General features: G+C 61.1%; 13 protein-coding genes. 4 read left to right on the plus strand and 9 right to left on the minus strand.

Annotated features, from left to right (window positions below; genetic code table 11):
- Positions 1–56 precede the first annotated feature (56 nt).
- From AC3IX1_RS26210 to bioB, 9 genes are all read right to left on the minus strand, one after another.
- A complete protein-coding gene (locus AC3IX1_RS26210; protein WP_489386317.1) occupies positions 57–1,853 on the minus strand; it encodes an acyl-CoA dehydrogenase C-terminal domain-containing protein in 1,797 nt (598 codons plus the stop codon).
- Between the two features lie 85 nt (positions 1,854–1,938).
- Positions 1,939–3,231 carry a GGDEF domain-containing protein gene (locus tag AC3IX1_RS26215; RefSeq protein ID WP_489386318.1) on the minus strand — a complete coding sequence of 431 codons (1,293 nt, stop codon included), beginning with the start codon at positions 3,229–3,231 and terminating at the stop codon, positions 1,939–1,941.
- 197 nt (positions 3,232–3,428) lie between these two features.
- Positions 3,429–5,234: a phenylacyl-CoA dehydrogenase gene (locus tag AC3IX1_RS26220; protein WP_150756146.1), complete on the minus strand. Its 1,806-nt coding sequence runs from the start codon at positions 5,232–5,234 to the stop codon at positions 3,429–3,431.
- 278 nt (positions 5,235–5,512) lie between these two features.
- Complete coding sequence (locus tag AC3IX1_RS26225; protein ID WP_489386319.1) at positions 5,513–5,809, minus strand: pyrroloquinoline quinone biosynthesis protein PqqE; 297 nt, start codon at positions 5,807–5,809, stop codon at positions 5,513–5,515.
- A 123-nt stretch (positions 5,810–5,932) separates the two neighbouring features.
- The gene (gene bioD, locus AC3IX1_RS26230) at positions 5,933–6,613 is read right to left on the minus strand and encodes a dethiobiotin synthase (RefSeq protein ID WP_489386320.1); all 681 of its coding nucleotides are present in this window, start codon (positions 6,611–6,613) and stop codon (positions 5,933–5,935) included.
- Positions 6,610–7,422, minus strand: coding sequence for a malonyl-ACP O-methyltransferase BioC (gene bioC / locus AC3IX1_RS26235; protein WP_489386321.1), 813 nt, complete (start codon positions 7,420–7,422; stop codon positions 6,610–6,612). Before bioC ends, bioD begins: the two co-directional genes overlap by 4 nt.
- Positions 7,415–8,146: an alpha/beta fold hydrolase gene (locus tag AC3IX1_RS26240; protein ID WP_489386322.1), complete on the minus strand. Its 732-nt coding sequence runs from the start codon at positions 8,144–8,146 to the stop codon at positions 7,415–7,417. The genes bioC and AC3IX1_RS26240 overlap by 8 nt, the downstream gene beginning before the upstream one ends.
- Positions 8,139–9,317 (minus strand): 8-amino-7-oxononanoate synthase, encoded by a 1,179-nt coding sequence (bioF, locus tag AC3IX1_RS26245; RefSeq protein ID WP_489386323.1) that lies wholly within the window; start codon positions 9,315–9,317, stop codon positions 8,139–8,141. The genes AC3IX1_RS26240 and bioF overlap by 8 nt, the downstream gene beginning before the upstream one ends.
- A 158-nt stretch (positions 9,318–9,475) precedes the next feature.
- On the minus strand, positions 9,476–10,531 hold the full coding sequence (bioB, locus tag AC3IX1_RS26250) for a biotin synthase BioB (RefSeq protein ID WP_489386324.1): 1,056 nt from the start codon (positions 10,529–10,531) through the stop codon (positions 9,476–9,478).
- Positions 10,532–10,624: 93 nt separating this feature from the next.
- Between bioB and AC3IX1_RS26255 the strand changes: the two genes are divergently transcribed.
- The 4 genes from AC3IX1_RS26255 to AC3IX1_RS26270 all read left to right on the plus strand — a co-directional run bounded on the left by AC3IX1_RS26255 (position 10,625) and on the right by AC3IX1_RS26270 (position 15,315).
- On the plus strand, positions 10,625–11,365 hold the full coding sequence (locus AC3IX1_RS26255) for a ComFC family protein (protein ID WP_489386325.1): 741 nt from the start codon (positions 10,625–10,627) through the stop codon (positions 11,363–11,365).
- A gap of 63 nt (positions 11,366–11,428) precedes the next feature.
- Entirely contained in the window at positions 11,429–12,193 is a 765-nt protein-coding gene (locus tag AC3IX1_RS26260; protein ID WP_489386326.1) for a TOBE domain-containing protein, read from the plus strand.
- A gap of 66 nt (positions 12,194–12,259) precedes the next feature.
- Positions 12,260–14,161: a PhoX family protein gene (locus tag AC3IX1_RS26265; RefSeq protein WP_489386327.1), complete on the plus strand. Its 1,902-nt coding sequence runs from the start codon at positions 12,260–12,262 to the stop codon at positions 14,159–14,161.
- A gap of 179 nt (positions 14,162–14,340) precedes the next feature.
- On the plus strand, positions 14,341–15,315 hold the full coding sequence (locus AC3IX1_RS26270; protein WP_489386328.1) for a serine/threonine protein kinase: 975 nt from the start codon (positions 14,341–14,343) through the stop codon (positions 15,313–15,315).
- Positions 15,316–15,380: the final 65 nt, after the last annotated feature.

Consider the following 15,380-nt stretch of genomic DNA (forward strand, 5'->3'; position numbering starts at 1 on the left):
AGTCATCAACAAAAAAGCCCGCGCAAGGCGAGCTTCTTTGTAACGGACTTTTATGACTAAAGCGCAAACAACTCCGCCGGCAGTTGCATCAGGCAATCGCTACCCGCTTCGATGGCCGCCCGATGAGCGGCAGTGCGTGGCAACAGACGCTTGAAGTAAAACTCGTTGGTCGCCAGTTTGCCCCTGCAGAAGTCGCCATCGCCGCTGCCCGCATCGAGCTGCGACTGAGCCACCAGCGCCATGCGCAACCACAGGTAGCCGAGGATGATGTAACCGCTGTACATCAGGTAATCCACCGACGCGGCACCGACTTCGTCCGGGTTTTTCATCGCTGCCATGCCGACCTTGGTGGTCAACTCACCCCACTGCTGGTTCAGTTGATTGAGCTGCGCAACATACCCGGCCAGTTGTGGATGCTCGGCGTTCGCCGCGCAGAACTTGTGGACGATTTTGGTGAAGCCGCGCAGCAGCTTGCCCTGGCTGCCGAGCACCTTGCGCCCGAGCAGGTCCAGCGCCTGAATGCCGTTGGTGCCCTCATAGATCGGCGCAATCCGGCAGTCACGGACCAGCTGCTCCATGCCCCACTCGCGAATGAAGCCGTGACCGCCAAACACCTGCATGCCGTGGTTGGTCACCTCCAGCCCGGTGTCGGTCATGAAGGCTTTGCAGATCGGCGTGAGGAACGCCAACAGGTCTTCGGCGTCCTGGCGCGCCGTTTCATCCGGACTCAGGTGCGCCACGTCCAGTAGTTGCGCGGTGAAGTAGGTCAGCGCGCGGTTGCCTTCGTTGAAGGCTTTCATGGTCAGCAACATCCGCCGCACATCAGGGTGCACGATGATCGGGTCGGCGGCTTTTTCCGGTGCTTTCGGGCCGGTCAGCGAGCGCATCTGCAAACGGTCGTTGGCGTATTTGATCGCGCCCTGGAAGCTCGCCTCCCCCAGACACAGCCCTTGCATGCCGGTGCCCAGCCGCGCGTGGTTCATCATGGTGAACATGCAGTTGAGGCCCTTGTTCGGCTCGCCGATCAGGAAGCCCTTGGCCTCGTCGAAGTTCAGCACGCAGGTGGCCGAGGCCTTGATGCCCATCTTGTGTTCGATCGAGCCGCAGGACACGCTGTTGCGCTCGCCCGCTTCGCCCGCCGCATTGGGCAGGTACTTGGGCACGATGAACAGCGAAATGCCTTTGGTCCCGGCCGGTGCGTCCGGCAATTTGGCCAGCACCAGGTGAATGATATTGGAGCTCATGTCGTGCTCGCCGGCGGAGATGAAGATCTTGCTGCCGGAGATCGCATAGCTGCCATCGACCGCCGGTACGGCGCGGGTCTTGATGATGCCGAGATCGGTGCCGCAATGAGCTTCGGTCAGGCACATGGTGCCGGTCCATTGGCCAGCGGTGAGTTTGCTCAAATAAGTGTTTTTCTGCTCTTCGGTACCATGGGCATGGATCGCGGACATGGCACCGTGGGTCAGGCCCGGGTACATGCCCCAGGACGTGTTGCTGGAGCCGACCATCTCACTGATCACCAGGCCCAGAGAGATCGGCAAGCCCTGGCCTCCGTAGGCCGGATCCGCCGCCAGCCCATGCCAGCCACCTTCCACGTATTGTGCGAAAGCCTGCTTGAATCCCGTCGGTGTGGTGACCACGCCATTGTCGAAATGGCAGCCTTCTTCATCGCCGCTGCGGTTGAGTGGCGACAGCACGTTTTCGCAGAACTTCGCGCCTTCTTCGAGGATCGCATTGACCATGTCCGGGCTGGCATCGGTGGCCCCCAGCGCGGCGTAGTTACTATGAAAGTCGAAGACGTGATCAATCAGAAAGCGCATGTCGCGCAAGGGAGCTTTGTACTCGGGCATGGTCATTCTCCGTCGGCAGATTTCTCCAACCTACTGCTGCCGACCACGCCTCACAATCACTTTGCGCTCGCTGAATGCGCCATCATCACTCAACCGTAGCGGCGTCCATGCGCACGGCGCCACGGCGGTTCTGTCCGAACGCCATCACGCAGTTGCGCCCGGCGCCCTTGGCACTGTAGAGCGCCTGGTCAGCGGACTTGAGCACCTCTTCCGGGGTGCGTTGATCGATGCGTTCGGCAACGCCGATACTGACCGTCACCGATACACTCGACGCACCGGAACCGGCACGTCGCTGGCGCCCCTGATGATCGTCCTGCGGACGATTTTCCTGGTTTCGCAATTGAATGTTGTAAGTGGCGATGGACTCGCGGATGACTTCCAGGTGCGGCATGCACTCTTCGAGGGTCTTGCCTGCAAACACCAAGGCAAATTCCTCGCCGCCATAGCGATACGCCTTACCGCCACCGCCGATCTTCGACAGCTTGCTGGCCACCAGCCGCAGCACCTGGTCGCCGACGTCGTGGCCGTGAGTGTCGTTGAATTTCTTGAAGTGGTCGACGTCGCTCATGGCCAACACGTAGTTGCGCCCCAGACGTTGCATGCGTTCATTCAGCGCACGGCGGCCCGGCAGCCCGGTCAGTTCGTCGCGGAAGGCCATTTGATAGGCTTCGTGGGCAACGGCGGCGGCGATCATCAGCATCACCTGGCTGCACATGATGTTCAGCGTGAATGGCAGGATGAAGGTTTTCGGCAACATCCAGAACAACCCGAGCAGCCCCACCCATTGCGCGGCATGCAGCGGACGCGGGTTGCGCCAGTATTGCCAGGCCAGCAGCAGGAACGCAGCGATGAACACCGGATAGGACAACTGGATCAGACTCATCCAGGCGCCATGCAGGGCAGGCCAGCGAATCTCCGACAGCCAGATCAGCAGCGCATGTGGATAACTTTGCTCAAGCCCGAGCGCCACGCTGCCGACCGCGAGCAAGACCGCGAAGCGCGCCACCATGTCCTGGAACAGATGGGTGCGCTCCTGCCACGCCGCGAACACGCCAAACAGCAGCGGCAGCAACAGGCAACACAAATGAAAGACCACGGCGGCATCGTCACGCACCTTGCCGTTGTCGCGGTAATAGTCGGTCTGGGTGTCAAGCAGGAAGTAGGCGATGTACACCGTGACCATCAGAAACAGTTCACGCTGGCGTCGGTACACCGCGCAATAGGCACCACCGAGCAACAACACCAGGGTGGGCAGCACGTTGAACAGTGACGTGAAGAAGACGTTCAGATCCTTGATGTAAGCAGCCGCAAGCCCCGCCAGTAACAGTACTAATGACGGCAGGAAATGACTGAAACGTACAGCAGATGAGCGCGGCAAGGGTAAAGCTCCGACCCGTCAAATCAATAGATGGCAATGTGCCCACTACTGTAACGGCAGGAAGCCCGAGTTACTGAGTGAATTACTGAGGTATTTTTCAAAGGGCGTTACAGACATTTTTCCACCGGCAACCTTCAAAGCAAAAAAAGCCGCTGGTCCCGAAGGAGCAGCGGCTTTTTGAAGTACTTCGTTAAGGCTTAGTAGCCCAGGTCGAAGTTCTCTTCTTTCATGTCCATCAGGTTGTTGGCGCCCGACAGCATGGTTACGACGTGAGTGCGGGTACGCGGCAGGATACGCTGGAAGTAGAAGCGCGCAGTCTGCAGCTTGGCGGTGTAGAAAGCCTCTTCGGAAGTGCCGGCAGCCAGTTTCTCGGCAGCCAGACGCGCCATGTCAGCCCAGAAGTAGGCCAGGCAGGCGTAACCGGAGTACATCAGGTAGTCCACGGAGGCCGCGCCGACTTCTTCGCGATCTTTCATGGCGGCCATACCGACCTTCATGGTCAGCTCGCCCCATTCCTTGTTCAGTGCAGCCAGCGGCGCGACGAACTCTTGAACCGCTTCGTTGCCTTCGTTGGTCTGGCAGAACTTGTGGACGATCTTGGTGAAGCCTTTCAGGGCTTCGCCTTGGGTCATCAGCACTTTACGGCCCAGCAGGTCGAGGGCCTGGATACCGGTGGTGCCTTCGTACAACATCGAAATGCGGCTGTCGCGGACGTTCTGCTCCATGCCCCACTCAGCGATGAAGCCGTGGCCGCCGTAGATCTGCACGCCGTGGTTGGCCGATTCGAATCCGACTTCGGTCATGAAGGCTTTGGCGATTGGGGTCATGAACGCCAACAGTGCGTCAGCTTTCTTCTTCTCTTCTTCGTCCACGCCGTACTTGACGATGTCGACCTGCTTGGCAGTGAAGTAAACCATCGCACGGTTGCCTTCGGCGAAGGCCTTCATGGTCAACAGCATGCGGCGTACGTCAGGGTGCACGATGATCGGGTCAGCGGCTTTGTCCGGCGCTTTCGGGCCAGTCAGCGAGCGCATTTGCAGGCGGTCGCGAGCGTATTTCAGGCCGCCCTGGAAACCGACTTCGGCGTGGGCCAGGCCTTGCAGCGCGGTACCCAGGCGTGCGGTGTTCATGAAGGTGAACATGCAGTTCAGGCCTTTGTTCGCCGGGCCGATCAGGAAACCGGTAGCACCGTCGAAGTTCATCACGCAGGTGGCGTTGCCGTGGATGCCCATCTTGTGTTCCAGGGAACCGCAGGACACGGCGTTACGCGCGCCAACCGAACCATCGGCGTTCGGCATGAACTTCGGCACGATGAACAGGGAGATGCCTTTGGTGCCAGCCGGTGCATCCGGCAGGCGGGCAAGTACGATGTGGACGATGTTATCGGCCATGTCGTGCTCACCGGCCGAGATGAAGATCTTGGTGCCGGAAACCTTGTAGGAACCGTCGGCCTGAGGCTCGGCCTTGGTGCGCAGCATGCCCAGGTCGGTGCCGCAGTGCGGCTCGGTCAGGCACATGGTGCCGGTCCACTCGCCGGAAACCAGCTTGGTCAGGTAAGCCTCTTGCTGCTCAGGGGTACCGTGCTCGGAGATGGTGTTCATCGCACCGTGCGACAGGCCTGGGTACATGCCCCACGACCAGTTGGACTCGCCAACCATTTCGCTGATGGCCAGACCCAGGGACTCCGGCAGGCCTTGGCCGCCGTGCTCTACGTCGTGAGCCAGGCTCGGCCAGCCACCTTCGACGAATTGCTTGTAGGCTTCCTTGAAGCCAGTCGGGGTCTTGACGCCGGACTCGCTCCAGGTGCAACCCTCGATGTCGCCCACGCGGTTCAGCGGAGCCAGTACCTGCTCACAAAACTTGGCGCCTTCCTCGAGAATGGCGTCAACCATGTCCGGAGTTGCGTCGGCACAAGCCGGAAGGCTCTGATAGTGCGCTTCGTAGCCGAGCAGCTCGTCACGAACGAAGCGAATATCACGCAAGGGGGCCTTGTAGTCAGGCATAGCGATAAACCTCTGCTGATGTAACCGGGAATGAACGACCGCATGGATTTGTTGTTGCGATCAAACAGTTGTTTGAAACATACGTTTACGCCCAAATCTTGTCAAGCGTCGATCTTTTGCCATTCGTCATCGCAGGATTGGACACACAGGCACGCGACAACGCAGCCGCGCTTGCGAAGCAGCCCGCCGCACCGAAAAGATTAGTTGAACAAGAAAGACTTACGCAGAAAAACGCCGCGAACAGGCGCGGCGCTGGAGGGTGCAAATTCTTTAAAGAATCAGGCGTAGGTATCGATCAAGGTTCCGAGCGCTTCGTCGGCTGCCTTGGCGACTTTCACGCCCAGCTCCGCCTGAATCTTGCCTTGGGCCATTTCGACCACGCTGCTGGCCAGGTCCGATTGCCGGCTGCGATCAACCGATCGCAGACGATCGACCTGTGCCTCAGAGGACTGGCTGGTGACCGAACGCTCGATCGTCGTGTTGGCGATCTGCCCGGCGGCTTGATCGACACGGTTCTGCCCTGTCTGAAGAGTGCTCAGACCGGCATAAAAAGCGGTGTTTCCTGAGATTTCCATGGGAGAACTCGTCCTTTCAAAGGATCAACAGCGGCCATTGAAGCAGAGTGGCTGGCAAAACACCCGTCAAAAACACTAATGGCACAGTGCCTTGTCATAGGCAAAGCCCGCATGCCACTCACCTCAGTCCAACAGGTCCAGTTGCAAGTGCTCGGCCACTGCCTCGGCCGTAACGGCCTTGAGTTTAGGCACACGCCCCAAGCACGGCGCCGGGAGGCGCTCGGCAAGGGTAGCCAGGTTTTCTTCCAGCCGCGAGGTCTTGGGGTCGATGATGTTGGCTACCCATCCCGCCAGTTGCAAACCGTCCCGGGCAATCGCTTCGGCAGTCAACAAGGCATGGCTGATACAGCCCAGTCGCACGCCGACCACCAGGATCACCGGCAACTGCAACGCGATGGCGAGGTCCGACAGATTGTCCTGATCCGCCAACGGTACGCGCCAGCCGCCGGCGCCTTCGATCAGGGTGAAGTCCGCCTGCAGGCCCAGAATCTGCCGCATCGGCGTCAGCAACGACTGCACCGTCAGCGCCACGCCCGCTTCTCGCGCCGCCAGATGCGGGGCAATGGCCGGTTCGAAGGCCATCGGATTGACCTGTGCATAGGACAGCGGCAGCGAACACTCAGCCAGCAAGGCCAGTGCATCGGCGTTACGCAGGCCCTTGGGCGTCACATCGCAACCGGAAGCTACCGGCTTGCCCGCCGCCGTGCTCAAACCCGCCGAACGCGCCGCATGCAGCAACCCGGCAGCGACCGTGGTTTTACCGACATCGGTATCCGTACCGGCGATGAAATAGGCTGCGCTCATAAGGGTTTCTCCAAAACGGCGTACACCACTTGATAAGTCGCCGGCAGTCCCTGGGCCTGACGAAACTGTTCATAAGCCTCAATCAGACCCAAAATCCGCGCCCGACCGGTCAAGCCACCCGGCCGCCCGGGATTGAGATTGTGCGCACCCAACGCCTTGAGTTCATGGGTCAGGCTGCGCACATCCGGGTAATGCAGCACATGCGCAAGGTTTTGCAGACTGACCGTCCTCAAGCTGCTGGCCGCACACAATTGCTGATAAACACCAAACTCCCGGAAGCGATTGACGTGCACCATGCCGTCGACTTCGCGCCAGCTGTCGCGCAATTCAAACAACGTCCCTACACACAGACTAGCAAACGCGAAAATGCCACCCGGTTTCAGCACCCGAAAGGCTTCACTGAGCACCGAGTCGAAGTCCGCGCACCACTGCACCGCCAGGCTGGAGAAGACCAGGTCGCAGGTCGAATCCTGCAGTGGCAAACGCTCGGCATCACCGGCCACGAAGTGCGTGGCACCGCCCAATGGCCGGGCGTGGTTGAGCATGCCTTCGGCGATGTCCAGCGCCACACCGTGACTGCCCGGAAACTGCTCATCCAGGGCACGACTGAAATGCCCGGTGCCACAGCCAAGGTCCAGCCAACGCTGCGGTACGAAGTCTTGCGGCAGGCGCCCGAGCAATTGGCTGCCAACATCACGCTGCAACTCGGCCACGCTGTCGTAGCTGGCCGCCGCGCGGGAGAATGAAGCGGCTACCTGGCGCTTGTCGGGCAAGGCGCCGGGCAGGTTGGGAAGGGATAAATCAGTCATCACCGGACTCATGCAAAAAGGCCTGGATCGCCCCCGCCACACCGTGGGGATCTTCCAGGAGAAACCCGTGACTGGCCTGTTCAATCAGACCAATTTCGACATCCGGCAGCAATGCCAACAACTCGCCCGCCGCTTGTGCCGGCACCAGCCCGTCGAGACCGGCGAACAGATGCAGTTGCGGACCGCGGAACGATTGCAGAGCCTGTCGTGTATCCAGTTGCGCGAGCACTTGCAGACCACTGAGCAGCACTGGCGCGGCGGTATTCGGGGCGCCGCCGATCAACATCCGCGACAGTCCGCGCGGGTCTTCGGCGCCTTGGGCGCAGAGCAGTGAAAAGCGTTTCAATGTCGCGCGCGGATCGGCTTCACATCCCGCCAGAAACGCATCGAAGGTTTCCCCGGACATGGCGCTTGACCATTGATCACGGGCGACAAAAGAGGCGTTGCTGGCCAGGGTGAACACGCCACAGCAGCGATCGCCACGCCGGGCCGCCAACTCGCAGGCGAGCATGCCACCCAATGACCAACCGCCTAGCCAGGCGTCTTGCGGCAAAGTCGAATCAAGCTCATCGAGCCACTCTTCAAGATCGCTCGACTCCAGTTCCGGCAACGGCTCGATCTCGACGTGCAGGTGCTCATCCAAACCGCGCAAGGCCGCAGCCAGGGGCTCCAAGGGTGAAACACCAAGACCCCAGCCGGGCAGCAAAATCAGACGATCACGCATGGCTTGGCTCCGGCTTCAGCTGTTGAAAACAATCGGCCAGTCCGTTTAACAATAGCTGTACCTGGGCCTCGCTGTGGGCAGCCGTCAGCGTGACCCGCAGTCGGGCGCTGCCGGCGGGTACGGTCGGCGGACGAATCGCGGTCACCATCAACCCGCGTTCGCGCAGCATCTGCGAAAGACGCACCGCGCGCCCCGCGTCACCGATCATGATCGGCTGGATCGGCGTGAAGCTGTCCATGAGTTCCAGGCCAATCTGTTCGGCACCCGCGCGGAACTGACGGATCAGCGTCTGCAAATGCTCGCGGCGCCAGTGTTCGCTGCGCAGCAGTTCCAGGCTTTTCAACGTGGCGCAAGCCAGCGCAGGTGGCTGGCTGGTGGTGTAGATGTAGGGACGGGCGAACTGGATCAGGCTTTCGATCAGCTCTTCGCTGCCAGCGACAAAGGCACCCGCCGTACCGAACGCCTTGCCGAGAGTGCCGACCAGCACCGGAACGTCATCCTGGCTCAAGCCGAAGTGTTCGACGATACCGCCACCGTTGGCACCCAGCGGTCCAAAACCATGGGCATCGTCGACCATCAACCAGGCGCCTTTGGCCTTGGCTTCTCGGGCCAGCGCAGGCAAGTCGGCGATATCACCGTCCATGCTGAACACGCCGTCGGTGACCACCAGCGTATTGCCGGTGGCTTTTTCCAGGCGTTTGGCCAGGCTCACCGGGTCGTTGTGCAGGTAGCGATTGAACCGCGCGCCGGACAACAGCCCCGCGTCGAGTAGCGACGCATGATTGAGCCGGTCTTCGAGCACCGTATCACCCTGCCCCACCAGCGCCGTGACCGCGCCAAGATTGGCCATGTAACCGGTGGTGAACAGCAACGCCCGCGGACGACCGGTCAGGTCGGCCAACGCCTCTTCCAGGGCATGGTGCGGGGAGCTATGGCCGATGACCAGATGTGATCCCCCTCCGCCCACCCCCCACTTCGAAGCGCCGGCGCGCCAGGCTTCGATCACTTGCGGATGGTTGGCCAGGCCCAGGTAGTCGTTGTTACAGAACGCCAGCAACGGCTGGCCATCGACCACCACTTGCGGGCCCTGGGGGCTTTCAAGCAGCGGACGCTGGCGGTAGAGGTTTTCGGCACGACGGGCGGCAAGGCGTGCGGCGAGATCGAAAGACATGCAGGCCTCGACTATCAAATGATACATGTCCACTGTGGGAGCGAGCCTGCTCGCGATGAGGGATTCACATTCGACTCTAATGCCGACTGTTAGATCGCTATCGCGAGCAGGCTCGCTCCCACAGGGTTTTGTACTTTTTCAGTGCAATCGGCGAGGCTTCAAACCGCCGCGTTATAGAACTGCTCGCTGCTCTTCTGCTCCACCAGCGCCTGCTCGATCGCCGCCTGATGCACCTCGTCGGCGTGCTCTTCGCGGGCTTCCGGCAGGATGCCCAGGCGCGAGAACAGTTGCATGTCCTTGTCGGCCTGCGGGTTGGCGGTGGTCAGCAGTTTTTCGCCGTAGAAAATCGAGTTGGCGCCGGCGAAGAACGCCAGGGCCTGCATCTGCTCGTTCATGGCTTCGCGGCCGGCGGACAGGCGCACGTGGGATTGCGGCATCAGGATGCGCGCGACCGCGAGCATGCGGATGAAGTCGAACGGATCGACGTCGTCGGCATTTTCCAGCGGTGTACCGGCGACTTTCACCAGCATGTTGATCGGCACCGACTCCGGATGCTCCGGCAGGTTGGCCAGCTGGATCAGCAGGTTGGCGCGGTCATCGAGGGACTCGCCCATGCCGAGAATACCGCCGGAGCAGATCTTCATCCCCGAATCACGCACATACGCCAGGGTTTGCAGGCGCTCGCTGTAGGTGCGGGTGGTGATGATGCTGCCGTAGAACTCAGGCGATGTATCGAGGTTGTGGTTGTAGTAGTCGAGGCCGGCCTTGGCCAGCGCTTCAGTCTGATCCTGATCCAGGCGACCGAGGGTCATGCAGGTTTCCAGGCCCAGGGCTTTCACGCCTTCAACCATCTTCAGAACATAAGGCATGTCCTTGGCCGATGGGTGCTTCCACGCCGCGCCCATGCAGAAGCGGGTCGAACCAATGGCCTTGGCGCGAGCGGCCTCTTCGAGGACCTTCTGCACTTCCATCAGTTTTTCTTTTTCCAGGCCGGTGTTGTAGTGACCGGACTGCGGACAATATTTGCAATCTTCCGGGCAGGCGCCGGTTTTGATCGACAGCAGGGTCGACACCTGCACGCGGTTGGCGTCGAAATGCGCACGGTGCACCGTCTGCGCCTGGAACAACAGGTCATTGAATGGCTGAACGAAGAGTGCTTTGACTTCGGCCAAAGTCCAGTCATGACGCAGGGTTGCAGTGGTGCTGGCGCTCATGGGTGTTTCCTTTGAATTATGCTTTGGCAGGCGGCTGGCTAATGGAATTTCACAGTCGCTTCACAGATGTTTCGGCATATTTAAGGAAGAGCGATGCGCTGTCAACCACGATACGAAGGACCGGTTTACATCTGGTTAAAAAACAAACAATCATGCCTTTTGTGCGATGAAACGGCCGACGGCATCCCTCCTCTCTGCACAGCCTGCGAAATCGAGCTGCCCTGGCTCGGCGATCACTGCCTGACCTGCGCCCTGCCGCTTCCGGCTGTCGGCCTCACCTGCGGCCATTGCCTGAAGCAGCCACCGGCCTTCGAACAGGTGATTGCGCCCTGGACCTACAGCTTTCCGGTAGACAGCCTGATCACCCGCTTCAAACACAATGCCAAGTGGCCGTTTGGCCGCCTGCTCGCCGAACTTCTTGCTCAATACCTGCAACATCGCTTCGAAGACGACCTGCAGCGCCCCCATGCGCTGATCCCGGTGCCGTTGGCCAACCGACGCTTGCGCCAGCGCGGGTTCAATCAGGCGGCGATGCTGGCTCACTGGTTGAGTGCGAGTCTCGATATCCCTTGCGACGAACGGTTGCTGCTGCGCACCCAAGACACCGACGCCCAACAGGCCTTGAACGCCGAAGCCCGCCGAAGGAACCTGCGCAATGCTTTCGCCCTGGCACCCGGCGCCGTCGTCAAAGGCCAGCACCTGGCCCTGGTCGATGACGTACTGACCACCGGTGCCACGGCCCAGGCCCTGGCTCGCCTGCTGATGGACGCCGGTGCGGCGAGGGTCGACGTCTATTGCCTGGCCCGCACGCCCAAACCCGGCGAGACACCCTGACTTGACTCGCGCGGCCCAAGCGGCCAACGTCCTCACCATCGTCACCAGCCAAAGCGACTTGTCATGTCTTTGCCCACCTTGCTGTCCCAGCACATCGTCCGCCGACCGCAGCGCATTGCCCTGCTGCAGCACATCGCCGAACAAGGCTCGATCACCCGCGCGGCCAAAAGCGCGGGCCTGAGCTACAAGGCCGCCTGGGATGCGATTGATGAGCTGAACAACCTGGCGCAGAAGCCGCTGGTGGAGCGGATTGTCGGTGGCAAGGGCGGCGGCGGTGCGCGCCTGTCCAACGAAGGTGAACGGGTGTTGCGCCTTTACCAGAAGCTGCAAGCCTTGCAGGCCCAGGTGCTCGAAGCCGCTGAAGACGCGAGCGACCTGGATCTGCTCGGACGCCTGATGCTGCGCACCAGCGCGCGCAATCAGTTGCACGGCAAGGTGATGGCGATTGAACCTCAGGGGCGCAACGACCTGATTCGCCTCGAGGTCGCCGAAGGCGTGATCGTCGCCGCACAAATCACCCACGACAGCACCGAGCGCCTGGAGCTGCAAATCGGCACCGAAGTCGTGGCATTGATCAAGGCCGGCTGGCTCGACGTGCTGGAAAGCGATTCCCCCGAAACGCCTGGAAACAATTGCTTCAAGGGCATCATCGAAAAAATTCTCGACGCCGACGACGGCCCCAGCGAATTGCGCATCACCCTGCCCAACGGTCTGACCCTATGCGCCTTGGCCGAACCGAGTCATCTGCAAGCATCGGGGTTGACGTGCGGCAAACCGGTGCGCGTTGAGTTCTCACCGTCCAGAGTTCTACTGGGCACGCCGCTTTAAGCAAACTGCAACAAAAGGTTCATTACTCATCTTTAAGGTGTCTGCAAAATCCGCAGGGAGCCTGAAATGAGCCTATTAGAAGAAAACCAGTCCACCGACCTCGAAAACATGGTCGGCCTCAGCCGTCGCGGCTTCATCAGCGCAGGTGCCCTGTGCGGCGCTGCGATGTTCCTCGGTGGCAACCTGCTGAGCCGCAGCGTGATGGCCGCCAGTGTCAGCGCCGGCAACAGCCAGTTGCTGGGCTTCGACAGCATTGCCGCCGCCACCAGCGACGCCATCACCCTGCCACCGGGCTACAAGTCCTCGGTGCTGATCAGCTGGGGCCAGCCTCTGCACAAGGACGGCCCTGCGTTCGACCCGAGCGGTAATGGCAGCGCCGAACATCAGGAAGCCCAGTTCGGCGACAACAACGACGGCATGAGCCTGTTCGAATTTCCGGGCGAAAAAGACCGGGCGCTGATGGCGATCAACAACGAATACACCAACTACCGCTACCTCTACGCCCACGGCGGTATGCCGCAATCGGCGCAAGAAGTGCGCAAGGCGCTGGCCTGCGAAGGTGTGTCGGTGATTGAAGTGCAACGCAAGAACGGCCAATGGCAATTCGTCCAGGGCTCGCGCTACAACCGCCGGATTCACGGCAATGCACCGATCAGCCTGAGCGGCCCGGCCGCCGGACATGCCCTGCTCAAAACCAGCGCCGATCCGCACGGCAAGAACGTCCTGGGCACCTTCCAGAACTGCGCCAACGGCAAGACGCCGTGGGGCACCTATCTGACCTGTGAAGAGAACTTCACCGACTGCTTCGGCAGCAGCAACGCCGAGCAGAAATTCGACCCGGCGCAGAAGCGTTACGGTGTGGTGGCCACCAGCAAAGAGATCAACTGGCACCAGCACGACGAGCGCTTCGACATGGCGAAGAACCCCAACGAACTCAACCGTCACGGCTGGGTGGTGGAGATCGATCCGTTCGATCCGAAATCGACGCCGGTCAAACGCACGGCCCTGGGACGCTTCAAACACGAAAACGCCGCCCTGGCCGAAACCGGCGACGGACATGCCGTGGTGTACATGGGCGACGACGAACGCGGTGAGTTCATCTACAAATTCGTCAGCCGCGACAAGATCGACCACAAGAACCCCAAGGCCAACCGCGACATTCTCGACCACGGCACCCTGTACGTGGCGCGTTTCGATGCCGGCGACGGCAACGTCGATCACCCGAAAGGCCAGGGTGAATGGATCGAACTGACCCACGGCAAAAACGGCATCGACGCCAGCAGCGGCTTTGCCGATCAGGCCGAAGTGCTGATCCACGCCCGTCTCGCCGCCAGCGTTGTGAAAGCCACGCGCATGGACCGCCCGGAATGGATCGTGGTCAGCCCCAAGGATGGCCAGGTCTACTGCACGCTGACCAACAACGCCAAACGCGGCGAAGACGGGCAACCGGTGGGCGGACCGAACCCGCGCGAGAAGAACGTCTACGGGCAGATCTTGCGCTGGCGCACCGAGCGTGACGATCACGGCTCGAAAACCTTTGCCTGGGACCTGTTCGTCGTCGCCGGTAATCCGGGGGTTCACGCCGACACACCCAAAGGCGGATCGTCGAATATCACGCCGCAGAACATGTTCAACAGCCCTGACGGGCTGGGCTTCGACAAGGCCGGACGCTTGTGGATTCTCACCGATGGCGATTCGAGCAACGCCGGAGACTTTGCCGGCATGGGCAACAACCAGATGCTCTGTGCCGACCCGGTAACCGGCGAGATTCGCCGTTTCATGGTTGGCCCGGTAGGTTGTGAAGTGACGGGGATCAGCTTCTCGCCGGACCAGAAAACCCTGTTTGTCGGGATCCAGCATCCGGGTGAAAACGGCGGTTCGACCTTCCCTGAGCACCTGCCCAATGGCAAGCCGCGGTCTTCGGTGATGGCGATTTCGCGGGAAGATGGCGGGATCGTCGGCGCCTGATTAATCGCCATCGCGAGCAGGCTCGCTCCCACAGGGAATCATGTAGTCCTTGTGGGAGCGGGCTTGCCCGCGAAGGCGCCAGCCCGAGCAACACATCTCGCAACCCTGCCCCTAAAGAGCGCCCGTCTGCGCTACCATGCCTGGCCGGACGCAGCAGCCTGCTGCGCGCAGGAGTCAGCATGGCCCACCCGTTTGAAACCCTCACACCAGACCTCGTGCTCGACGCCGTCGAAAGCATCGGCTTTCTCAGCGACGCGCGCATCCTGGCGCTCAACAGTTACGAGAACCGCGTCTATCAAGTCGGTATCGAAGACGCCGAGCCGCTGATCGCCAAGTTCTACCGGCCGCAACGTTGGACCAACGAAGCCATTCTGGAAGAGCACCAGTTCACCGCCGAACTCGCCGACTGCGAGGTGCCGGTCGTGGCGCCGTTGATCCACAATGGCGAAACCCTGCACGAACACAAAGGATTCCGTTTCACCCTGTTCCCCCGCCGTGGCGGCCGCGCACCGGAGCCGGGCAACCTCGATCAACTGTATCGCCTGGGCCAGTTGCTCGGGCGCCTGCATGCGGTCGGCTCGACCCGGCCGTTCGAGCACCGTGAAGCGCTGGCGGTGAAAAACTTCGGCCATGACTCACTGGCCACGTTGCTCGACGGCAATTTCATCCCCCGCAGCCTGCTACCGGCCTACGAATCGGTGGCCCGCGATCTGCTCAAGCGTGTGGAAGATGCCTACAGCAACACGCCGCACCAGAACATCCGCATGCACGGTGACTGTCACCCCGGCAACATGATGTGCCGTGACGAGATGTTCCATATCGTCGACCTCGACGACTGCCGCATGGGCCCGGCGGTGCAGGACATATGGATGATGCTCGCCGGCGATCGCCAGGATTGCCTGAGCCAGTTGTCGGAACTGATGGACGGCTATAACGAGTTCCACGACTTCGACCCCCGTGAACTGGCCTTGATCGAACCGTTGCGCGCCTTGCGCCTGATGCACTACAGCGCCTGGCTCGCCCGCCGCTGGGAAGACCCGGCTTTCCCCCGCAGTTTCCCGTGGTTCGGCACAGAGCGTTATTGGGGGGATCAGGTGTTGGCGTTGCGCGAGCAATTGGCGGCGCTCAACGAAGAGCCACTAAAGCTCTTCTGACCAAACACAGATCCAATTGTGGGAGCGAGCCTGCTCGCGATGGCGGGTTGTCAGTCACCGAAGTG

Source organism: Pseudomonas sp. KH_046_2 (genome assembly GCF_057838985.1).